Origin of the sequence: Westiellopsis prolifica IICB1 (assembly GCF_004323185.1) — a bacterium.
Classification (GTDB): Bacteria; Cyanobacteriota; Cyanobacteriia; order Cyanobacteriales; family Nostocaceae; genus Pelatocladus; species Pelatocladus prolificus_A.
Genome location: NZ_NAPS01000001.1, coordinates 73,861 through 96,516, shown reverse-complemented (window position 1 = coordinate 96,516; position 22,656 = coordinate 73,861). Strand labels below are relative to the sequence as shown.

General features: G+C 39.2%; 14 protein-coding genes. 11 read left to right on the top strand and 3 right to left on the bottom strand.

Annotated features, from left to right (window positions below; genetic code table 11):
• Nucleotides 1-12: 12 nt before the first annotated feature.
• From B4U84_RS00385 to B4U84_RS00360, 6 genes are all read left to right on the top strand, one after another.
• A complete protein-coding gene (locus B4U84_RS00385) occupies nucleotides 13-2,274 on the top strand; it encodes a DEAD/DEAH box helicase (protein ID WP_131114920.1) in 2,262 nt (753 codons plus the stop codon).
• 31 nt (nucleotides 2,275-2,305) lie between these two features.
• Nucleotides 2,306-4,642: a pentapeptide repeat-containing protein gene (locus B4U84_RS00380; protein WP_242677501.1), complete on the top strand. Its 2,337-nt coding sequence runs from the start codon at nucleotides 2,306-2,308 to the stop codon at nucleotides 4,640-4,642.
• A gap of 362 nt (nucleotides 4,643-5,004) precedes the next feature.
• Complete coding sequence (locus B4U84_RS00375; protein ID WP_131114918.1) at nucleotides 5,005-6,123, top strand: WD40 repeat domain-containing protein; 1,119 nt, start codon at nucleotides 5,005-5,007, stop codon at nucleotides 6,121-6,123.
• Nucleotides 6,124-6,312: 189 nt separating this feature from the next.
• The gene (locus tag B4U84_RS00370) at nucleotides 6,313-7,515 is read left to right on the top strand and encodes a Coenzyme F420 hydrogenase/dehydrogenase, beta subunit C-terminal domain (protein WP_131114916.1); all 1,203 of its coding nucleotides are present in this window, start codon (nucleotides 6,313-6,315) and stop codon (nucleotides 7,513-7,515) included.
• 266 nt (nucleotides 7,516-7,781) lie between these two features.
• Nucleotides 7,782-8,546: an SDR family NAD(P)-dependent oxidoreductase gene (locus B4U84_RS00365; RefSeq protein WP_131114914.1), complete on the top strand. Its 765-nt coding sequence runs from the start codon at nucleotides 7,782-7,784 to the stop codon at nucleotides 8,544-8,546.
• 481 nt (nucleotides 8,547-9,027) lie between these two features.
• On the top strand, nucleotides 9,028-9,630 hold the full coding sequence (locus B4U84_RS00360) for a hypothetical protein (protein ID WP_131114912.1): 603 nt from the start codon (nucleotides 9,028-9,030) through the stop codon (nucleotides 9,628-9,630).
• A 116-nt stretch (nucleotides 9,631-9,746) separates the two neighbouring features.
• Here B4U84_RS00360 and B4U84_RS00355 read toward each other — a convergent pair whose 3' ends face one another.
• Complete coding sequence (locus tag B4U84_RS00355; protein ID WP_131114910.1) at nucleotides 9,747-12,104, bottom strand: glycoside hydrolase family 31 protein; 2,358 nt, start codon at nucleotides 12,102-12,104, stop codon at nucleotides 9,747-9,749.
• 135 nt (nucleotides 12,105-12,239) lie between these two features.
• Entirely contained in the window at nucleotides 12,240-13,802 is a 1,563-nt protein-coding gene (locus B4U84_RS00350) for a Na+/H+ antiporter (protein ID WP_026082096.1), read from the bottom strand.
• Between the two features lie 233 nt (nucleotides 13,803-14,035).
• Here B4U84_RS00350 and B4U84_RS00345 point away from each other — a divergent pair, with 233 nt between their 5' ends.
• The 5 genes from B4U84_RS00345 to B4U84_RS00325 all read left to right on the top strand — a co-directional run bounded on the left by B4U84_RS00345 (nucleotide 14,036) and on the right by B4U84_RS00325 (nucleotide 20,770).
• A complete protein-coding gene (locus B4U84_RS00345; RefSeq protein ID WP_131114908.1) occupies nucleotides 14,036-15,109 on the top strand; it encodes a hypothetical protein in 1,074 nt (357 codons plus the stop codon).
• A gap of 82 nt (nucleotides 15,110-15,191) precedes the next feature.
• Nucleotides 15,192-16,823: a cyclic peptide export ABC transporter gene (locus B4U84_RS00340; protein WP_131114906.1), complete on the top strand. Its 1,632-nt coding sequence runs from the start codon at nucleotides 15,192-15,194 to the stop codon at nucleotides 16,821-16,823.
• Between the two features lie 123 nt (nucleotides 16,824-16,946).
• Nucleotides 16,947-18,164: a glycosyltransferase gene (locus B4U84_RS00335; RefSeq protein WP_131114904.1), complete on the top strand. Its 1,218-nt coding sequence runs from the start codon at nucleotides 16,947-16,949 to the stop codon at nucleotides 18,162-18,164.
• Between the two features lie 124 nt (nucleotides 18,165-18,288).
• Nucleotides 18,289-20,049: a DUF3685 domain-containing protein gene (locus B4U84_RS00330; protein ID WP_131114902.1), complete on the top strand. Its 1,761-nt coding sequence runs from the start codon at nucleotides 18,289-18,291 to the stop codon at nucleotides 20,047-20,049.
• Between the two features lie 304 nt (nucleotides 20,050-20,353).
• Nucleotides 20,354-20,770: a RidA family protein gene (locus B4U84_RS00325; RefSeq protein WP_242677500.1), complete on the top strand. Its 417-nt coding sequence runs from the start codon at nucleotides 20,354-20,356 to the stop codon at nucleotides 20,768-20,770.
• Nucleotides 20,771-21,039: 269 nt separating this feature from the next.
• On the opposite strand, the gene B4U84_RS00320 is transcribed toward B4U84_RS00325, so the two are convergent.
• Nucleotides 21,040-22,587 carry a dihydrolipoyl dehydrogenase family protein gene (locus tag B4U84_RS00320; protein WP_131114900.1) on the bottom strand — a complete coding sequence of 516 codons (1,548 nt, stop codon included), beginning with the start codon at nucleotides 22,585-22,587 and terminating at the stop codon, nucleotides 21,040-21,042.
• Nucleotides 22,588-22,656: the final 69 nt, after the last annotated feature.

The following is a 22,656-nucleotide window of genomic DNA, read 5'->3' as shown; positions in this document are numbered from 1 at the left end:
AAATTTTTATCAATGTCAAAGCAAATACACGTAGATGAGCAAAATCTACGCATCTTTTCCCGGCTTGCACCTTTTATTCAAGAATATATTTACAATCACAACTGGACGGAATTACGTCCGGTTCAAATCGCAGCATGTCAAGCGATTTTTGATACGGATGCTCATTTATTAATTGCTGCTGCTACAGCTGCTGGAAAAACAGAAGCTGCGTTTTTACCAGTTTTAACTTTATTACATGAAAACCCTGCGAGTACGATTGGTGTATTATATATTGGACCAATTAAAGCTTTAATTAATGATCAATTTGAACGTTTGAATGGCTTACTCAAAGAAGCAGATATTCCGGTTTGGTATTGGCACGGTGATGTTTCTCAAAGTCATAAAAAGCAACTGCTTAAAAAGCCTTTAGGGATTTTACAAATTACACCGGAATCTTTGGAAAGTTTATTAATTAATAAATATGATGATCTGATGCGTTTGTTTGGTGATTTGCGATTTGTTGTGATTGATGAAATTCATGCTTTTATGGGTACGGAAAGGGGTTGTCAGATTCTTTGTCAATTGGCTCGGTTGGAAGATTTGACGCACAAGCAACCCCGAAGAATTGGTTTGTCGGCGACTCTTGGTGATTATGGGTTGGCTGAGGAGTGGTTATCTTCTGGGAGTAAGAAGTTAGTTATTACGCCGAAGATTGAGGGTGTAAGTAGGCAGGTTAGGTTGGCTTTGGAGCATTTTTGGGTTGGTGATGATCAGGAGTTTTTGAGAGAAAAGAACCGCAGAGACGCAGAGGACGCAGAGAGGAGAGAAGGGAGAAAATATGATTGGGGTGTTAGTGGTTATGAGAGGTATATTTTTAATTTGAGTAAGAATCGTAAGTGTTTGATTTTTGCTAATAATAAATCACACACTGAAGCGGTGATTGGAAGTTTGCGAAAGATTGCGGCTCAGGAAGGGGAAGTGGATATATATTATGTACATCATGGTAGTATATCTGCTAGTTTGCGCCAAGTTGCAGAAAGTGCGATGCGGGAAGCTAATCGACCTGCGGTGACTGCTGCAACTTTGACTTTAGAATTAGGTATTGATATTGGTTATCTTGAGCGGGTGATTCAGTTGGAAGCACCGCTTTCTGTAGCGAGTTTTTTACAACGTTTGGGACGTACAGGTAGAAGAGGTGAAGCTGCTGATATGCGCTTTGTTTGTGCTGAAGAGGAGGTATTATTAGAGGCACTTCTACCGGAACAAATTCCTTGGCAATTGTTGCAGTGTATTGCGATTATTCAACTTTATTTGGAGGAAAAATGGATTGAACCGATTAAGCCTTTGAGATATCCATTCAGTTTGTTGTATCACCAAACTATGAGTATTTTAATGGCAGTTGGGGAAATTTCGCCAGCGGTTCTTGCTCAAAAAGTTTTGGGTTTACCTGTGTTTGCTGCTGTTTATAAAGATGATTTTAAGTTGTTATTGCGCTATTTAATTGATATTGATCATCTGCAATTGACTGAGCAAGGTAAACTGATTTTAGGTTTGACTGGTGAAAGGGTGGTGGGTAAGTTTCAATTTTATGCTGTCTTCCCAGATAATGAAGAATTTGCTGTGAAGCAAGGATCTACAGAAATTGGTAGTATATCTATGCCGCCACCTGTAGGTAATCAGTTTGCTTTGGCTGGGAGAAGTTGGGAAGTTGTAGAAGTTGATTTTAAAAAGAAGATTATTTTAGTCAAACAGGTTGAAGGTCAAGCAAGTATTTTTTGGCGGGGTGGCGGTGGTATGATTCATACACGGATTCTCCAAAGAATGCGACAAGTTTTAGTTGAAGATATTGAATATCCTTATTTACAAACTAATGCGATTCAACGTTTACGATTGGTTCGCAAACTCACACGTAGTTCTGGTTTAGATCAAAAAAATATTTTACTTTTGGCTAAAGATAAGTGTTGCATTTTTCCTTGGATGGGTACGCTCGCTTACCGAACTTTGGAAAGATTGCTGAATATGTTTTGTCGTGAATCTCTGGGAATTAAAAGTATTGGTGGTGTGAATCCGTATTATCTGATTGTTAAATTAGACAAAACAAAGGTTAATTCTCTATACCCAGAAATTATTTCTTTATGTGAGCAAAGAATTACGACTGAGAATTTATTGAGTGATGCGGAAGCACCAGAAATTCAAAAGTATGACAAGTTTATTCCCCATCCACTTTTACGAAAAGCTTTTGCAAGTGATCATTTAAATATGGAAGAATTGAGACAGCAAGTGAAGTTGTGGTGAATAAAAAAATCGAGGGAACAGGGAACAGGGAATGGGGAACAGAGAACAGCAAAAAAACACTTCAGTTCTGAGTTTAAAGTCCAGTCAGAAAGGAAAATTTGTTTTTAGAAGTTATCACCTGAAAAGCAAGGGATCTCTGTTTCCATCCTACACTTTTAAGCATGGATTACTGTTCCCCATTACCTGTTCCCCGTTCCCTTTACCTAAATTTTGCATTGCTTTAATTAGTTTGTTGACGCTGTTGCTGTTTTCATTTCCCCAAACCGCTTTTGCACAAACAGAACGCACATCTTTAACTTTGGAACTGTTACAGGAAAGATTGCGTACACCAATTGTCCGTGAAGGTAATTTTTCAATAGATTTACGACAGATGGTGATTGATTTGCGATCAGAGAACGCAGCTTTTCGGGATGCTTTTTACCAATTGCTGCGAAAAGAATTACAAAAAACTGGTTCTAAACCCTTGGGATTAGACTTGAGTAATTCTTTGATTCAAGGAGATTTTGTTGGTAGTGATTTGGGTTTAAGAACTCCTCTTTACGCGCAGGCGATCGCACCAATTTTCACTGCTGCTGAACAAGAACAACTCGAACGTCTACGAGAGGTTTGCTTACAATCACTGACTGTTGCTTTACCAAGTTCTAAAGATTGTCGATCGCTTTTAGCAACTCCAGCTACAGCATCCAGCGAAATCAGTGTTTTTCGTGGTTCGCTGGTTTTAGAAAAAACCCATTTTACTGGTACAGTCCAGTTTAATAATACATTTTTTCTGCAATCTGTCAATGCTCAAGGTGCTATTTTTAACCAATTAGCCAATTGGCAAGAAACACGTTTCAGTCGTTCTACTAGCTTTAACAATGCGACTTTTCGACGGGAAAGTCAATGGCAAAATAGTATATTCTTTGAGAAAGCTAATTTTAAGCAAACGCAGTTTCAGGAAAACGCATTTTTTCAAGAAAGCTTTTTTGAGGATACCGCCAATTTTAATCAAGCCAATTTTAAACAATTGGCTAAATTTAATCGTGTTCAATGGCAAAATAATATAGATTTTTCTGGGGTACGTTTTATTAATTCGGCACAGTTTACCAAAGCTATTTTCAACCAGTTTCTATTCTTAACAGAAGTGACTTTTGAACAAGCCGTAACTTTTCGAGAAGCACAGTTTAATCAACCTGTGAATCTGCGGGGTGCTAGCATTCTCAACCAAGCTGACTTTAGTGATTCTGGCTTTACGAAAACTGCTTTTTTAAATGTATCTGGACTAACTTTTAACTCAAATCAAGCCAAAATATTAGGTAATTCTGGTCAAATTGGTGAGAAGTTATTTGTCAATACACTGCAAGGAAATCAAAACGTTTTGCGGAATTTAGGACAAAATTTCCGCCAGTTACAGCAAATTGCTGATGCGAATCAAATCGAATATACAAAACAGCAACTTAGACTAGCAGAATTAACTCGTCGTTTGCTTACGATCAATATTAATGATGCTTCGCAAACTAGTTTAATTAAAATAGGTTTCTCTCCAACTCAAGCAGAAGCGATCGCCCATCGTCGATTAACTAAACCGTTTCGTAATATCAGTGAATTACTTACCCTTGCTGATATTGATTTAGAAACCTACTCCAAACTCAGTTCACAAATAGTAGTTGGGGAACCATTGTTTTTGGGTGGGTGGTTACTATTAGCTTGGAATTGGCTGACATTAAGTTTACTACTACTACTTTCTGGTTATGGTACAGATTTTCGTTTAGTCTTTGGCGTCGGAACAATTGCGATCGCCTATTTTGGTTTATTATTCTGGTTGATAGATCGGCTGCGTCGTCTGTATCCTAACGTGATTATTCCCACAATTGACGAAAGTATATGGATGTTGACAAGTTTTAGTGTTTTAACATTGTTGGGACTATTAGCGATTCTTCGCAGCGCTGAACAACCCTGGTTGACACTCGCGTGTCTTGTAATCATTATTGTTCCCGTACCAGTAATTTTATTATTGCGATTATATCAACAAGGACGCTATCACGACTTAATGGACACTTCCTACTTCACAGAAGACGGAAGTATGCGACAGTTAAGATTATTAATTGGACGCTTACCCGTGATTCCCAGGTATGAAGTATTTCGCGATCGCTACATGCCATTATTATGGGATCGTCATTGGAATTGGCTGAACTACTACGACTTTAGTCTCAACAATCTGCTCAGATTAGGTTTTAACGACGTTCGCTTACGAGACAAACACCTCCCCGGTATCATCTCCACATTAGCTTGGTATCAGTGGAGCCTGGGAATACTTTACATCACCCTCCTGTTGTGGACATTATCTCGCACCATTCCAGGATTGAATTTGTTGATTTATTTAAAATAGCTGGTAAACAATAACTCTAATACGGAAAGCCCTCTTTATTTTGGCGAAGGTATTGACTTTTAAAGGAAATTGGTATAATTTCATGTCTTTGCATCCACACACGTAATATCACCAATGACAGTGTTACTATTTGCAGGATAAAACTGAGAAATAATACTCCTTTGTGTGTTACCAAAAGAGAGCTTTTTTCTGAAAAATCTACGATAAAAGTGTCAAAATATTACATTTTTCTTTACCAAATTAAATTAACTATGTATTATCTCTTAATATCTTAATAATTGATATTCCAGATCGAGTATTTGCTTTGACTTGGAAATTAGTCTTTAAACATACTTTTTTCACATCTCCTAAAAAAAAGAACCATGTTATCACTCTCGCATCTATCAAATGTATTTTCTGCCTTACCCAAAACAGCTGGATCTAGCTTGGGATATGAACTTGAAAAGGTTGCTGGGGGTTCTTATGGTTCTACTTTATTGCCACCTCTGCAAAAAAATCCTCATCATGTGGAACCATCAACACTGACAGATGCTAGCGCTGTATTCCAAAATGCCTCATTGCTAAAATCTAAAGAGTTGAGGTGTATACATACTCTTGCAGGTAATTCACAAACTATAGCCCTTAGCCCAGATGGAAAACTCCTTGCAAGCGGTAGTTCGTTTATTCAAGTGTGGAATCTGGAAACAGGACGAATAGTTTGCACCTTAAAGGGAAATACAGGTATTCTCAAGTCTATTGCTTTCAGCCCTGATTGCAAAACACTTGCCAGTTGTGGTCTGAGTCAGACTATCGAATTGTGGGATCTTGAAACAGGAAAGATAATTTACCAATTGACTGGAAAATCCTACGGTGTTAATTCTATCAGCTTTAGTCCAGACGGACAGATTCTTGCCAGTGGCGATCGCGCTAGATCTGTTCAACTATGGGATCTCACAACAGGAAAAGCAATTCGCACTTCCTCTGGACATTTCCCAGTCATGGAACATGGAGATTGGGTTAATTGTGTAACTATCAGCCCCCTTTTCCCTTTCCAAGAGGAATTAGAAGGAATTTTAGCCAGTGGTAGTCACGACAAAACTATCAAACTGTGGAGTCTCAAAACCAAAGAAGTAATTGCTACTCTCAAAGGGCATTTATCCCTGGTTTACGCGGTAGCCTTTAGTCAAGATGGACAAATTCTGGCAAGCGCTAGTGCTGACAAAACTATTAAACTGTGGGATCTCAAAACAAAACAAGAAATTTCTACTCTTACTGGACATAGAGATGAAGTTTATTCTCTAGCCTTTAGTCAAGATGGACAGATTCTGGCAAGCGGTAGTGCTGACAAAACTATTAAACTGTGGGATCTCAAAACAAAACAAGAAATTTCTACTCTTACTGGACATGGAAATGAAGTTTATTCTCTAGCCTTTAGCCGAGATGGGCAAATTCTTGCAAGCGCTAGTGCTGACAGAACTATCAAGATTTGGCTGTGCGAATAGACTTTTTGCAAAAATCGCGATGCATATGAAAAGGGGAAAAGGTAAGAAAAATACCTTTCCCCGTTCTCCGTTAAGAGTTAAGAGTCTTCACAATCCATTATTGATTTTGATGTTTCGATGGACTCGTTTGGTACTAATCTCTGAGATAGTGTGAAATAAATGATCTGAGTTTTTAAAGACGAAATTTTAATGACGTCAGTAGATTTTCCCAAACACAAAAAAGCCAAAGCCCTCAAACCTGGTAGCCGTCGCCCTGCCAAGGAACTGTGCAGTGAATGTGGGCTGTGCGATACATACTATGTTCACTATGTCAAGGAAGCCTGTGCTTTTATTAATCAGCAAATAGACGAACTCGAAGCACAGACACACACCCGTTCTCGTAATTTAGACAACTCTGATGAACTCTATTTTGGTGTTCATCAAGACATGATGGCAGCACGGAAACAACAGCCGATTCCCGGCGCGCAATGGACAGGAATTGTAAGTGCGATCGCCATTGAAATGCTAAATCGGGGCATGGTCGAAGGCGTGGTCTGTGTACAAAATACCAAAGAAGACCGCTTTGGCCCTATGCCTGTAATTGCCCGTACCCCAGAAGAAATACTAGCAGCACGGGTAAATAAACCAACACTTTCACCAAATCTCTCGGTGTTGGAACAAGTAGAAAAATCAGGAATGAAGCGGCTGCTAGTAATTGGTGTGGGTTGCCAAATCCAAGCTTTGCGGGCAGTTGAAAAGAAATTGGGTCTAGAAAAATTGTACGTATTAGGTACACCATGTGTAGATAATGTCACACGTGCTGGACTGCAAAAATTCTTAGAAACCACCAGTAGATCGCCTGATACAGTGGTACATTACGAGTTTATGCAAGATTTCCGAGTTCATTTTAAACACGAAGATGGCTCAACGGAAACAGTTCCCTTCTTTGGCTTAAAAACAAACCAACTCAAGGATGTGTTCGCTCCTTCCTGTATGAGTTGCTTTGACTACGTAAATTCCCTAGCTGACTTAGTAGTTGGGTATATGGGCGCACCCTTCGGTTGGCAATGGATTGTAGTTAGAAATGAACGCGGTAAGGAAATGCTGGAATTGGTCAAAGACCAACTCGAAACTCAGCCCGTCATGTCCCAAGGCGATCGCACAGCGGCGGTGCAACAAAGTATACCAGCTTACGATAAAGCTGTGACTCTACCAATGTGGGCAGCAAAACTTATGGGAGTAGTAATTGAAAAAATTGGTCCCAAAGGTTTAGAATATGCTCGTTTTTCCATCGATTCCCACTTCACCCGCAATTATCTTTATGTGAAACGAAATCACCCAGAGAAATTAGCAGCACACGTTCCAGAGTTTGCCAAGCGCATCGTGGGACGGTATAAATTGCCCGAATCATAGATATTAGTTAGTAATGTATTTTTCTTAGTGTCTACCCTTACGGGTAGGCGCGTAAGCGACTTCTGCAAGTAGCCGCTAGCGCGTCTATGTGTCTAAGTGGTTTAAAAATAATTATTGAACCACCAAGGCACTAAGACACGAAGATGAAAAGCTGGGAGCATCCCAAATATTCTTCAAAAAACCGCCTACGATTGAAATCGCAGTCTCATAGTTAAAGTCTGCTTAAAGCAGACTACTTGATTTTATGAAGGATTAAGCTAAAACTTATGTTTACTTATACCGACTCATGTAAGGCGTTGATTGTAGGTGCTGGTCAAGGTATCGGTTTAGGATTTGTGAAAAAATTACTGCAATTGCAGGGTATTAATAAGGTTTATGCAACTTATCATCACAAAGAGTCAGCGGCTGAATTAATTACGTTATCAGATGTATATCCTGAGAGACTAACTTGTCTGGCTATGGATATTACAGATGAAGCGCAAATTGCTGAAGGTGTACAATTCCTGCGTGGGGAAATAGATAAACTACATTTGGTTGTTCACTGTGTTGGGGTTCTCCATCAAGGAACACTGCAACCAGAAAAAAGTTTGAAGCAAATTAACTCGGAAAATTTGCTGCACTATTTTCAAGTAAACAGTATTGGTGCGGTGTTGCTTGCCAAGCATTTGTTACCATTGTTTCGTCATAGCGATAGCAGTATTTTTGCTAGTATTTCTGCCAAAGTTGGAAGTATTGGTGATAATCAACTCGGTGGCTGGTATGGTTATCGTGCTTCTAAAGCTGCGTTGAATATGTTAATGCGAAACGTCGCAATAGAATATGGCAGAACTAGCCCAAAAACCATAGTTGTCACATTGCACCCCGGTACAACTGATACCCGTCTTTCTAAACCTTTTCAAAAGAATGTACCGCCAGAAAAACTATTTTCGGTAGAACGTACTGTTAACCAATTGCTTGCTGTGATGGAAAAGCTACAAACTGAGGATAGCGGCCAGTTCTTTTCGTGGGATGGTAGTCGTCTACCCTGGTGAGATCGGGGATCGGGGATCGGGGATCGGGGATCGGGGATCGGGGACACAGGGGACAAGGGAGAGTTATCAGTTATCAAATTAAACTGTTAACTGACAATTTACAAGCGACTATTGACTATTGACTATTGACTATTGACTATTGACTATTGACTATTGACCAATCTATTAAATCTCTCTAGAGATAATTCTTTTTGCAAACGATAACCTTTAAGATGATTTTGTCTTTACAATTTTTACAACCTGTATAATCACTTAAAAAACAGCTTGTCTGTTTTTTGTTAATTTTGTAACTTTTTTTATTTCCATTGATTGCGTACAGTTTTATTATTGCAGTATCCAAATTGCCACATAACCTATGAGATAGATGGCGATGTGAATATTAATTTTTTTCTAAATATGCTTGTTGATATATTGGTTTTTTTGAATAATTAAAATATCGTTTTACTTAAAGATTATAAGATGTTCTGCCAAAGCAAAGGTTATGACTAATCAAGTAAAAATATCTAATGATTTAACAAATGTTTTGGCAGAGAGTTCCAAAGAAGAAGAACTTATGCAAGAAGTTTTTCTGATTATTGAATATTTAACTACTAAAGAAGAAGCGACTGTGAAGCTCATCTTTGATCGTCTTTATGACGTAGGTTCTTTTCACCTAATCAATAAAAAGTTTCGCTCTCGCCCTGTTAAAAAAATATTAAAATTTATAGCTAGGATGTCCAAGCCGGCATTTAGAATATTTGCTTGGCATTGGGTGAAAAAAAATTGTCCGCAATTAATTACTGATTGGCTACACCAACAGGTTACTTTTAGAAATCAATTTGTACAAAATACGGCAGTAATTATTGAACAAAAACTTCCTCCGGCTAGTTCTGTTTCAGAATGGGATAATCAGAGTCGAGAAGTTAGATTTTTACGTTCTCAGGTGAAATTGTTAACCCGGACTTTAATTGGGTTAATTGCTGTGTTTTTAGGTAGTTTAGTGTGGCTGAGTCATTATTTCACACTGGGGCGATCGCCTGTACAAAAGATAGAACAATTACAACCAGCTTCTATCAAAGAGGCTAACACTCCGACACAAGAATAGACCTCTCTCTCTCTCTGCCTTGAAAATCAAACAGTCTGCTTAAGCAGACTTTTACTATGAGACTGCGATTTCAATCGCAGTTTTTTGAACATTTACGATGCTCCCCTACAAACAAATTAAAGAAAAACTAAACGACGTGCAGAACCATCATCTGCAAATTCTTGCTCTCCTTTACCCACCACCTCAACAATGACCTGACGCGGGTGAGGAGTCCATTGTCCTTGTCTGGCTTGAATTTCTACTATTGTTTGTGTGTCTTCCGTATACACTCGGTAGGTTGTAGTTGACCAAGCACCATCACGATATGCGAAGGAATGTCCGTCGTCTTCATACAGTGTCCACTCGCCTGTACCTGGAGTAACTCGCAACCGGAGTTGATTTAAAGGCGACTCGCCTACATATTGCATTACCGGGCCAAGGGGAATTATTGAGCCAGCACGGATGTACATAGGCATTTTATCAATTGGTGCATCGGCAAGAATATAGGTTGAACCTGTGTAGGCTTTTCCTGTCCACCAGTCGTACCAAGTTCCTGCGGGTAGGTACACTAGGCGTTTTTCTACCCCTGGTCGGTAGACGGGTGCTGCCATCAGGGATGAACCTAAAAGTACTTGGTCGTATAATTCGTAGGTTTTGGGGTCGCCAAAATAATGATAAAGCAGAGGTCGCAGAACAGGTGCGCCTGTGGTCGCTGCTTCCCAGAACAAAGTGTATATATAAGGTAGTAATCGGTAACGCAGTTCAATATATTGACGACAGATTTCTTCTACTTGCAAACCAAATTCCCAAGGTTCATGGCGCTTGGTGTTAATCATCGAGTGAGCGCGCATAAACGGATACAACATTCCCGCCTGCATCCACCGCGCAAACAGTTCTGGCGTAGCATCACCCGCAAATCCCCCAATATCTGCACCAACAAAAGCTACACCAGATAAGCCCAAATTGCAGAGCATAGGTAGGGACATTTCCAGGTATTCCCAAAGTGAGTGATTATCTCCTGTCCATACCGCCGACCATTTCTGTACACCTGCGTAACCAGAACGGGTTAAAACAAAAGTACGCGATCGCTCTCGCAATTTTTCTACTGCTTCTCGACACGCACGAGCCATCATTAAGCCGTACAAATTATGAGTTTCACTGTAACTGGTGCGTTCGCCCGGTGAACCACTTGGTGCATCCATCGGGAAAAATATTTTTTGTCCCCCCTCATCTCCAAAGGGGCGATCGTTCATGGCTGGTTCATTCATATCATTCCAAATCCCAGCCACGCCAACATCAGTTAAGTTACGGTGCAAATCTCCCCACCATTGACGCACCTCCGGGCGCAAAAATTCTGGAAAAACAGCCCGACCAGGCCAAACGTAACCATGAAAAACTTTACCGTCAGCCCTACGAATAAAGCAATCCTTTTCTAACCCTTGATCATAGACAGCGTAATCTGCTTGTGGTTCAAATTTCACTCCCGGATCGACGATAGTAACTACTTTGATACCATCCTCTGCTAAATCACTCAGCAATTTCTCTGGGTCTGGAAACCGACGTGGATTCCACGTAAACACTCGGTAGCCAAACATATAGTCAATATCTAAATGAATCACATCGCAAGGAATCCGACGCTGACGCAATTGCTGTACTAATTGGCGAACTTCTGTTTCTGAGTCGTAACTCCAACGACATTGATGATAACCCAGCGCCCATTGTGGCGGTAGTTGCATTCGCCCTGTTAATTGGGTGTAAGTATGAAGTATTTCTGCGGGTTCGGGACTGTAAATAATGTAATAGTCTAGTTCTCCACCCAGAGTTTCCAAGCACAGAATATCTGGTTGATCAGCACCGACATCAAAGCGACTCCAAAAAGTCGTGTTAAAAAACAAACCATAACCTATCCCCGGACGCAACGCCATAAAAAATGGAATCGCTTGGTACATGGCGTCAGTTTGGACATTGTAATCTAAGCTATCGGTTGTCCAATTGGTGAGACGCTTACCCTTTTGATTTAGTAATCCTGCACGTTCCCCAAAACCATAATAATTTTCTTCTGCCTCAATCTTTTTCCAACAAGCAACTTGAGACTTACCTGTTCCCATTTGTCGCCAACCGACCCCTAAACCTGTATCTTGGGCAAAAGGACGATCGGCTTTGTCAAAAAACTGGATTCGACAAGGATGACGCTGGACACATACTCGAATTTTTGCGGTTTCTATAATTACCTCATCGGCTGTTTCTTGGATATCAAAAGATACAACAGCCCAGTCTTCATCTTTGGGTATTACAGCCCAATCACGCCTGGGTCTAAATTCTCCCGTGGGTGAAAAGCGTACACGGATAAGGTTAGGAGCAACTATATAGAGAGACAGGCAACCAACACCACAGTTAAAAACTATACTTTGCTGTTGACGTTGGATATTTTCAACAGATGCGATCGCATTCCATACTGGTTCACGGATGGGTAATTCTCCGGCAAATTCTGGCATATTTATTAGTTGTAGATGCGAACAAGGTAATTATCGGCGTTAATCATAATTTAACTACCGTAAATAAAAGTAGTGAAACTTTTATCCACCTACGGGAAGTATTTTTATACTGAACTTCCCCTTTCACCACTGCTTCTAATTTCCTTCTTCTAAAACATCCTCAAGCAAAGGTGCAAGTTCTTGATTTAATCGACCCGATCGCACAAACTCCGCGTAGGTATCTGCTTCTACAGCTAGTAATTCCATTCGCAATTGTTCAGCAGTGAAGTCTCGCAGATTCGGATACTCATTGTGTAATTTATCAATTTTTTCCTCCAAGCGCTGAAGTTCGCCTTTGATTAAAGTTTCCTGATAGCGGTAAAATTCCGGCTCAAGTCCTGGGCGTTCTTCTATTTGTCTCAAGTATTCTAATACACGTTTGATAGCACTCTGACGAGCAATGAATTCTAAATATTGCTGTCGTAAAGGCTGATCACCCAAAAGTTTGAGTTTTTCTAGCAAAGGTTTAGTAGTTAATCCTTGGACTAACAAAGTAAATAAAACTACTCCAAATACGGTGTTAATCAAGTCTTCCCGTTCTGCCAAAATATTCGGTACACTCAACGCCAAAGCAATAGAAACAGAACCGCGTAAACCTCCCCACCAGAGTACAGTTTGTTCTGGTAAGGGAATATTGGAATGAGCAAGGCGATTACTAACAAAGCCTAAACCGTAGACTGCGATCGCTCTTGCTAAAACCATTCCGGCGATCGTCACAGCAATGATTGTCAGGTTTTCTGCTAAGTCAGCAAATCTAACTTGATCTCCAATCAACAGAAATACAATCGAATTCACAAAAAAAGCTAAAAATTCCCAAAATTCACTAACAATCACCCGTGTTCGTGGGTTCATACCAATTCGGGAACCAAAGTTACCCAAAATTAAGCCAGTGGTGACAACTGCAATTACACCCGATCCACCTAATTCTTCGGCAATAATGTAAGTTCCGTAAGCAGAGACAAGAGTTAAAGATTGTTCTACGAGTGGTAAATCAAATCTTTGGGTGAGATAGGAAATACCAAAACCAATCAAACCACCCACAGCTAAACCAATTCCAACAACAGTAAATAGCTGCACCACCAAAGGCTGAATTCCCAGTTGTGCTGTTCCCAAAGGTAATGCAACTAAAAAGCTAAAGGCAACAACTGCCATGCCATCATTAAATAAGCTTTCGCCTTCCATCAAGGTCGTCAGGCGTTTATCTACTCCTAGTTCTCTAAACAAAGCTGTGACCGAAACAGGATCGGTAGCAGATAAACTTGCTCCCACTAACAGTGCTGTTGTTAACGGTATTCCTGCTAAGAGATTCAAACCTAGCGTTACACCTGCAATAGAAATCAGGACTCCTACAACTGCATAGAGACAGATAGGAATAAAATCTCGCTTTAAGTTAGACCATTTCAAGTTCCAAGCGGCTTCAAATAATAAAGGTGGCAGAAAAATTGCCAAAATTAAGTCTGGAGAAAGATTGACTAATCTCACATCCACCAGTGCTAATCCCAAGCCAGCAATTACCAAAAGTAATGTGTAGGGAATATGGCGAAACCAGCTAAAAACTTGCGGTAAAGTCGCCACAGTTAAAGAAACCGACAGTACTAAGAGAAATTGCTTTAAATTGTGTTCTATCCCGACTCCACCGACAGCAGATTCTATTGTCATGACACTATTTCTGTTCAGGTTGACACTTTCCTCACCATAAACAATAGACTGCTTATTTGAGTTTTGGCTAACGAGCAAGACGGTTCGATAAAAGCCAAAAACAGGTAAACTGACGGTACTAAGTACCATACAGGTAAACATTTTGGCAAGAAAGATGCTAAAGTAACACCCTATATAACGTCTATATAGTTTATACCGCTCCGAAAAATCATCCCTAAACCCTTGTTCCAAATATGAAAAAATTTAAATCACTCAAATGGTTCCCTCACCCGAATGCATGGCTGAACGCTTTGATTTTATCGGTAGTGATGGCTGGATTTATTACCATGATCAAGCGTGATCAGGACTTATGGTTCAACTTAGCTAAATGGTCACAAAGACCAGAATCAGCCACACTGTTGACGATATTTACGCTGATATTACCTATACCAGCGATCGCTTTTCTACATCACTTTCTTTTCAGTCGCTTTATTCCCAGCATCCCAGGAGAAAAAATCAATATAATTCAAGGATTTTTCCCTGGATTAGTCAGTTGGAGAGAAAGTTTATATAGCTGGTTGGTACTTATTTTATCTACACTGACAGCTATTGTGATTTGTACTCCTCTTTTACCTTTATTTCAGTTGAACTATAGTCAAGTTATTGCTGAATCTGGTCAGCATTACAGCAAAATCAAAGCGATTTTCGCGAGTGTTTGGATAATTATTGCTGCTGCTTTTTTTCAGATTGAGTATTTATTTAAGTGTCGTTTGGTTTTTGGTAAGAGTGTGAGTGTGGAAACCAAAAATTTAAATGTCCCGGTTGCGGATACAGTTCCAAGTAATAGTCAGGAACCACAAGTTAATGTAACTGAAATCCCAAAAACTGAACAAGTTGTTAAAAAGAAATCGGGTTTCTTCAGCTTTAATAATAAATATAGTAAAACATCCAGACAAATATTTACATTTGTTTTGATACCTTTAGTTGCTTTATGGATATATTCATTTGCTAAATTACCAGAATTTCAACAAAGTATATCCGCAACAAATATATCTGGTCAAAATCCATCAACACTCACTACTAATAAAGCTCAACCAAAAGATAATTATCTCAAAGCAATTAACCAAGCTAAACGTACTGCAAAGCTGGCAAAATTAGCACAATCTGAAGATGAATGGAATATCGTTGTTGAAAACTGGGATGAAGCGATCGCACTTTTGAAGACTGTACCATACACCAGTTCTAATTATGCGATAGCTCAACAAAAAATTATACAATATCAAATTCATCGAGACTTTGCTCAACAATATGCTATTGATAATAATTAAATATTTATATGGTATAAAATCAAAAAACAAAATCAAAATACTCCCCTAGAAGCGCTCACTGAATAAATGTATAAAAAATGTCATGAATTTAATTTATTTTCTACTGCGTTCTTCTTGGGGAATGGTGGCGATCGCGATCGCGACTGGATTCCTCAGTGGTGGTAGCAGTGCTGGTCTGATTGCTTTAATTAGTAATACTGCGAGTCGTAGCCTTAGTTCGTCTTTTATCAGTATAATCTGGGCTTTTATTGGGCTGGCTATGGTTGCACTTGTTACCAGCATTGTCTCTCAAGTGATGTTGATTCGCCTATCTCAAAATGCAGTCTTGCAGTTACGGATGCGCTTGAGTCGCCAAATTCTCTCTTCTGAGTTGAGTCATCTAGAAGGGCTAGGAAGCCCCCGACTATTAGCAACTCTGACCGAAGATGTCCAAGCGGTCGCTGATGGCGTCTACCAGATGCCTTTCCTATTTATGAATTTGGCGATTATCTTAGGTTGTGTAGTATACATCACCTGGTTATCCTGGATAGTACTTGTAATGGTTGCGGGACTTACAGTAGTGGCAATTGCTAGTTGTCAATGGCTACTAAATAGGGGAGAAAAATTGCTAGCCCTCGCGCGTGATGACCAAGATACTCTCTTTAAAGACTTTCGTACTATCACTGAAGGAATTAAGGAATTAAAATTACACTACAAACGGCGGCAAGTTTTCCTAGAGAAAAAACTCAAATCCACTGCTACTACCTACCGTCTTCACAATGTTGGTGGTCTGACATTTTTTGCCATCACTACTAGCTGGGGTCAACTTGTCTTCTTTTTTGCGATGGGTTTTGTGATCTTTGCTCTGCCTAATATACTTACTCTTAACCCTCAAACTCTTTCTGGCTACATCTTGACTCTTACTTACTTAATGCTGCCAATGGACAATATTATTGGCAAATTGCCTGAGTTAAGCAAAGCCAGCATTGCATTACACAAAATAGAATCTTTAGGGTTATCTCTTGCTAGTCGAGCTGAAATATCAACAGCACCAGCCATTGTCAAGACTTCTTGGCACAGCTTACAACTCAAGCATGTAACTCACACTTATCACACAGCAGAAGAAGATAATAGCTTTATTTTAGGACCAATTGATTTGACAATTTATCCTCAAGAACTTGTATTTATAGTGGGGGGAAACGGTAGCGGGAAATCAACTTTAGCTAAACTCATTACTGGACTTTATATTCCTGAAAGTGGAGAAATCAGACTCGATGAAGAGTTAATTAGTGAACAAAATCGCGAATGGTATCGCCAGCATTTTTCGGTAGTGTTTGCTGATTTTTATTTATTTGATGAACTATGGGGATTAGAAAATTCTGATTTAGATTATCAAGTCCAAGATTATCTTAAGCTTTTGCAGTTAGAGCATAAAGTTAAAGTTAAAAATGGAAAACTTTCTACCACTTCTCTATCACAAGGACAGCGTAAAAGATTAGCCTTGCTGACAGCATATATAGAAAATAGACCAATTTATTTATTTGATGAATGGGCAGCTGATCAAGACCCCGCATTTAAAGAAATATTTTACACAGAATTGCTACCAAAGCTTCGAGAACAAGGTAAAACAGTTTTAGCAATTAGTCACGATGACCGATATTTTCATTTAGCAGACCGAATCATTAAACTTGAATACGGTCAAATAGAATTTGATAAAAATCACTTGCATTATTAATCGGGGATYGGGGATTGGGGATCGGGATTAAATGCTCATTAGCTCCAATATAATTTTGTTTAATTACACATTCTTCAAGCTGCTAAAATTTCCCTGTTCCCTGATATAACCAATTACTTATTTATGACAGAAATTATATTTCCTGTAGTACTTCTATCTTTATTGATTTGGCTCGGACTGATAACTTTGTGGGGACAATTTTGGCGAACAGATCAGCAATTAAAGAGTACAGAAACTCACGTAGGAAAATTACCATCGGTTTGTGCTGTTATCCCAGCGCGTAACGAAGCTGATTTGTTACCAAAAACATTGCGATCGCTCTTTTGCCAAAACTACCCAGGTTCATTTACGATATTTTTGGTAGATGACCAAAGTACAGATGGAACTGCTGAAATTGCTCAACAAACTGCCCAAACTTTAAACAAAAATCAACAATTACACGTTATTACTTCCCAAGCGTTACCCCTTGGTTGGAGTGGTAAACTTTGGGCAATGGAACAAGGTATTAATAAAGCGATCGCAACACTTGAACCAGATTATTTGCTACTAACTGATGCAGATATTGAACATGATGTAGCTAATCTTTATCAACTAGTTACCAAAGCTGAACAGGAAGATTTAGAACTTGTTTCCCTGATGGTACGACTTAGATGTGAAAGCTTTTGGGAAAAACTTCTGATTCCGGCTTTTGTGTTTTTCTTTCAAAAACTTTACCCTTTTCGCTGGGTAAATAATCCCAAAAAATCAACTGCTGCTGCTGCGGGAGGTTGTATCCTTATACACACAGCAACACTCAAACGCATCGGTGGGATGGAAGCGATTCGCCAAGCATTAATTGACGATTGCGCCCTTGCTCATGCTGTCAAATCAGGCTTTAATCAATCTCAGGATAGAAAATCACAAGAAAATACAATTTCTTCTCCACACTCTTCTAAAATCTGGCTCGGACTAAGTTCTTCAACTCACAGCTTACGTCCCTATTTATCATTGTCCCCAATTTGGGATATGGTTGCTCGTACAGCTTTTACTCAACTCAACTACTCGCCATTGTTGTTAATTGGAACCATCATCGGCATGATTTTGGTTTACATCGTTCCACCTTTGGGTTTCATTGTCGCTGCTTTGACAGGAAATTGGTTAGTTGCACTCACAGGTTTATCAGCATGGTTGCTCATGAGTTTGGCTTATTTACCAATGATTCGTTTTTATCAATGTCCTGTTTGGTTAGCTTTTTGTTTACCGATAATTGCCTTGCTCTATAATTTAATGACTTTAGACTCAGCACTGCGTTATTGGCAAGGACGAGGTGGTGCTTGGAAAGGAAGGGTTTATAGGATTTGACGTACCCCCTGATAAAAAATCTGTTGATCTGAATTGAGAATAGTTTGGGCGACACAAGGGACAATGATTTAAGTATCAAAACCTGTAATTTCAAAAAACAGCGCTACACTTAATAGTTTTAATTATGAGCGATCGCCCTCTGAAATTATTGCTAGTTGACCAAGACCCTATCTTCCGGTTAGGATTACGGGTTGCTCTAGAAGAATTTTCCCATGTACAAGTAGTATCAGAAGCACAAACAAATACTGCTGTCTTGCAGATTCTTGCGGAATTTGCCCAACAAGACCCGACGAGTATAAATTTAGTTGTCTTGGAACTAGGTAATAATCGCTCGCTCAATAGTCAGCAACTGGGTTTACAACTATGTCGGCAAATCAAAAATCAGTATCCAAATTTACCTATATTATTATTGAGTTCTTTACAAGACCAAGGACTACTATTAGCAGCCAAGGCGATTGGTGTAGATGGTTACTGTCCTAAAGGTACACCTGTTACTGACTTGGTTGCTATTATGCAAGCAGTCGCAAGTGGTGACATTTATTGGTATGAATTCAATGACCCAAAAACAGAAGAATCACCCCTATTTCCCCAGACTCCAAGCACTCCCCACCGTTTTTTGAGCCGCTTATTAGAAAACTGGCGTTTGTCAGGAAATGCCCAAATAAATGCTAATTTAGCAGCAGTAACAACAAAATTACAGATTCCTGGACAGTCGGTATTAGAAAGAGCAGTGCTAGCTGGACAACAACGAGAGTTATTAGCAGCTCGTTGGTTGATTAATCATTTATTGATAACATCAACATCGCAACCTGAGCCAATAAATGATCAAATGGAATCTCAGACCTTTGAGCAATTACCACTACCTGTAGAAAATCTCCCAAGCGATCGCAGCATTATTCCGCGTACTCCTTCTCTACTTAGCCCCAGAGCATTGCAAGCAACTTTATTTACATCTTGTATAAATAAACTGCAATTTCCTCTGCAAAATATTACAGATGAGTCTTTAGAAATAGATATATTACTTTCAGATAAAAAACGAGAATTACTATATTTAATTTTGCAAAAAGTTGCTGATACTCTGGATGAATTACGTAGTTCTCAGATAGAAATTAATCAATTAGCTGAAATAAAAAATGCAATTTTATACGAATTATGGAAAGAATCTGCTACAGATTTTTTTGGTAAATTCTCTCGTGTAAAAATTGGTCACAATCAAGTAGAAATTACCAGCGTGATTTCTCAAGGTTCGGGAGCATTACAAACAGGAATTTTAAATCAAATCCCCTTATTCTCTGAGTTATTTTCTTACTTACTATTTCAAACAGATTTAACAATTAATAATACCAATCTTTCTGCCGGAAGTTTTGAAGCAAATCAAAATGCAGAAATGTTGTTAGAAAACTTGCTAATTCAAGTAGGAAATGCTGTCATCCAGCCTCTACTGAATTATTTAGGAGATATCGAAGATATTAAAAATAATTTTTATAACCGTAAGTTTATTTCAACACGAGATATTGAAAGCTTTAGAAATAGTTTATCTTGGAAATACCGCGTCAGAAACTTAGTCGGCGAACCGAAAGCAATTTTTGAAAGTCGCTATGAGTTATTTGTATTTTCTCCACGTGGTATCGCCAAAACATCTATTTACGCTCCTCGTCGCCAAGAGTTAGAAGCACTTTCGGGAATTCCTTTAGTAGTCACATTAGGACTAGAATTAAGTGATGCGATCGCTCCTCCTTTGAAATCATTATTATCTTTCTTAGGAAGTGGAGTAGTATTTTTACTCACAAAAATAGTCGGTCGGGGTTTGGGTTTAATTGTTCGTGGTATTTTACAAGGGATTGGTAGTGTTTCAGTACCAGAAGGACAGAATAAAAAAAGTTAGTGGTTAGTGGTTAATGATTAGTGTTGTTAGTGGTTAGTAGACCTCTTGCAAAAGTCCTAGATGCGTGGGACAAGTAGGTTAGAGTTTGGTAGCATTGATGACCTACGAACAAGTAAAGAGGCTGAAGCCAGAAGACTTTAAACTATGAGTGTGGTGTACGCTCAAGGATGTTATACAGAAAAATTCTTTATAATCCTCCCGTGAAGGGTAGTTATACGTAAAAATTCAGTATAGTATCCGAAATGGAATCTGTATACCTCCTTGAAGGGGAATCTTAGAAAATTTGTAGCGCAAGGAGCACTTTTTGAAGAAGTACTATCTTACCCCTGCAACTTTGCCAGATTGGAGTACCTACTTCTCCCAAGTGGCTGTAGTTGAAAAGAATGGTATCAAAATGATTTACCTGGCTGGACAAGTTGGAGTTGACAATCAAAAGAATCTAGTTGGCAACGGTAAATTACGAGATCAAGTGGAACAAACATTTAGGAATCTTCAAACAGCATTAGAAAGTGTTGAGGCGACAGTTGCAAATATTATCAAAATGAATATTTATGTGGTGAATTATCAGCCTGAAGATGCAGAGATAATTGGTGAGGTGCTACAGCAATACTTCAGTGTGGGTCAACTTCCAGCAATGTCTTTGATTGGCGTACAAGCCCTAGCTGAGGAGAGATTTCTCGTAGAAGTCGATGCTGAAGCTGTGGTAGACGGTGATGGATAGATGTAGGAAGTTTTAAACATGTTATGTAGAGGCAGCAGGCTAACAAGTGCGTTGCAGCGGAATGAATGAAGTCTTTGATGCTTGGTTCAATGTTAATTGCATCCGCTGAACGCAGGCGTTACCGCGATCGCAAGCTAGTTACAAGAACTATAGAGAAATAAACAAGTAGCAACAAAGGACGCGATCGCAAAAGCGAACAAAACAAAAAATAGGTTAATAACTGTACAGACGCGATGTTTTTCGCGTCTCTAGCTAACTGATAACTGATTTCAAATTTTCCAATCGCGGCGAAAGTGGAAGAAACTTTCCAATAAATCTTGCAATCTCGTATTATTTCGCAATCTTTGCTGATGCCATTGTCTAGCGGTTTGTTCTAAAATTTCGGAAAAACTGGGAAATATCGCAGCTAAATTTGCTATCTGATTGATTTTAATTTTTTGAGCGATCGCTAATGCAATAATATTAATTAATTCATCTGCTGCTACTCCCAAAACCGCAGCTCCTAAAATTTCTCCATGACGTCGAACAATTAATTTACAAATACCGGTGATTTCTTCCTGAATTTGAGCTGCTGCTAGAGTTTTAAAATACTGCCGTAAGACGATAATTTCATTTTTACCATACTGGCGTTTTGCTTGTGTCTCTGTCCAACCAACTTGTGTCAGTCTGGGGTGAGAAAATACTCCCCAGGGAACGCCATGATAATTAACTTTAGACAAAGGTAAAAACAAAGCATTTTTTAAAGCAATTCTTGCTTCATAATTAGCAACGTGAGGAAATTCATAACCACCAATCACATCACCACAAGCATAAATTTGGTGGTTAGTTGTTTGTAGTTTTTCATTTACTACCAAGCGCTGGTGACGCCATTTCACACCTACAGCTGCTAAATTCAGGGATTCAATATTTGGTTGCTGTGCGATCGCTACTAAAATCTCATCAGTTTCAATAGCTTTGTTTCCTGCTTGTAGCCATTTTTTATCTTCTATTAATCGCACCTGAGTCACTGTTGTATTTGTGAGAACATGCACACCTTCTGCTTCTAATTGTGCTTGCAGAATTTGAGTAACTTCAGGGTCAGCATGACGGATAATCGAAGGATGATGAGTTACGAATGTGACACCGCAACCCAGGCGCGCCAAAGTTTGTGCTACCTCGATACTTTGGGGAATACCACCAATAATTACCCAATTCTTAGGTGGTACAGAACTCGCCAGAGATTGCCAAATTTCCGATAATGTCAGAAAACCAGTTTTTTGCAAACCTTCAATATCTGGAATTAGGGGAACTGAACCACTAGCTAATAAATAGGTACGTGCGCGTAATGAACGATTATTAACAACAAATACTAAATCGGGTGAAGCTTGAAATTGTCCTTTACCAATAATGATATCCACACCTTGAGCTGCTAATACAGCAGGTGAATTTTGTTCTTCTAAATTAGAACTAACACCACGAGCATAGAGTAATGCTTCTGACCACTCTACAGATGTTTGAGATTTTCCCAAAGATATAGTCGAAAAAGGATCTTGTTGGGTAAATTCCTCTGTTTTGTCCGTTGAACTATTAATTGTGCCGTTGTAGACACCTGTAGAATAAAAAATATCTGGAGGCTTGGAAACAGCGATTCCTAATCGAGCAGCATCACTTAAGTGTTGGAATCTGGCAATTTCGCTCAAAACATGATGATGAATAAATCCATAATCTATTTTAGGTTCTACTAAAGCAACTTTAGCTTTAAGTTGAGTAGCCATCAAGGCAGCAGAACGCCCTGCAAAACTACCGCCAATAATTACAACATCATAGTCAAGAGTCATTAGTCAAGGGTCAATCGTCAAGGGTCAATCGTCAAGGGTCAATCGTCAAGGGTCAATCGTCAAGGGTCA

Excerpts from the sequence above, each read along its gene's own strand:
- B4U84_RS00385 (WP_131114920.1), top strand. The coding sequence starts at position 13 with ATGTCAAAGCAAATACACGTAGATGAGCAAAATCTACGCATCTTTTCC.
- B4U84_RS00380 (WP_242677501.1), top strand. The coding sequence starts at position 2,306 with ATGGGGAACAGAGAACAGCAAAAAAACACTTCAGTTCTGAGTTTAAAG.
- B4U84_RS00375 (WP_131114918.1), top strand. The coding sequence starts at position 5,005 with ATGTTATCACTCTCGCATCTATCAAATGTATTTTCTGCCTTACCCAAA.
- B4U84_RS00370 (WP_131114916.1), top strand. The coding sequence starts at position 6,313 with ATGACGTCAGTAGATTTTCCCAAACACAAAAAAGCCAAAGCCCTCAAA.
- B4U84_RS00365 (WP_131114914.1), top strand. The coding sequence starts at position 7,782 with ATGTTTACTTATACCGACTCATGTAAGGCGTTGATTGTAGGTGCTGGT.
- B4U84_RS00360 (WP_131114912.1), top strand. The coding sequence starts at position 9,028 with ATGACTAATCAAGTAAAAATATCTAATGATTTAACAAATGTTTTGGCA.
- B4U84_RS00355 (WP_131114910.1), bottom strand. The coding sequence starts at position 12,104 with ATGCCAGAATTTGCCGGAGAATTACCCATCCGTGAACCAGTATGGAAT.
- B4U84_RS00350 (WP_026082096.1), bottom strand. The coding sequence starts at position 13,802 with ATGACAATAGAATCTGCTGTCGGTGGAGTCGGGATAGAACACAATTTA.
- B4U84_RS00345 (WP_131114908.1), top strand. The coding sequence starts at position 14,036 with ATGAAAAAATTTAAATCACTCAAATGGTTCCCTCACCCGAATGCATGG.
- B4U84_RS00340 (WP_131114906.1), top strand. The coding sequence starts at position 15,192 with ATGAATTTAATTTATTTTCTACTGCGTTCTTCTTGGGGAATGGTGGCG.
- B4U84_RS00335 (WP_131114904.1), top strand. The coding sequence starts at position 16,947 with ATGACAGAAATTATATTTCCTGTAGTACTTCTATCTTTATTGATTTGG.
- B4U84_RS00330 (WP_131114902.1), top strand. The coding sequence starts at position 18,289 with ATGAGCGATCGCCCTCTGAAATTATTGCTAGTTGACCAAGACCCTATC.
- B4U84_RS00320 (WP_131114900.1), bottom strand. The coding sequence starts at position 22,587 with ATGACTCTTGACTATGATGTTGTAATTATTGGCGGTAGTTTTGCAGGG.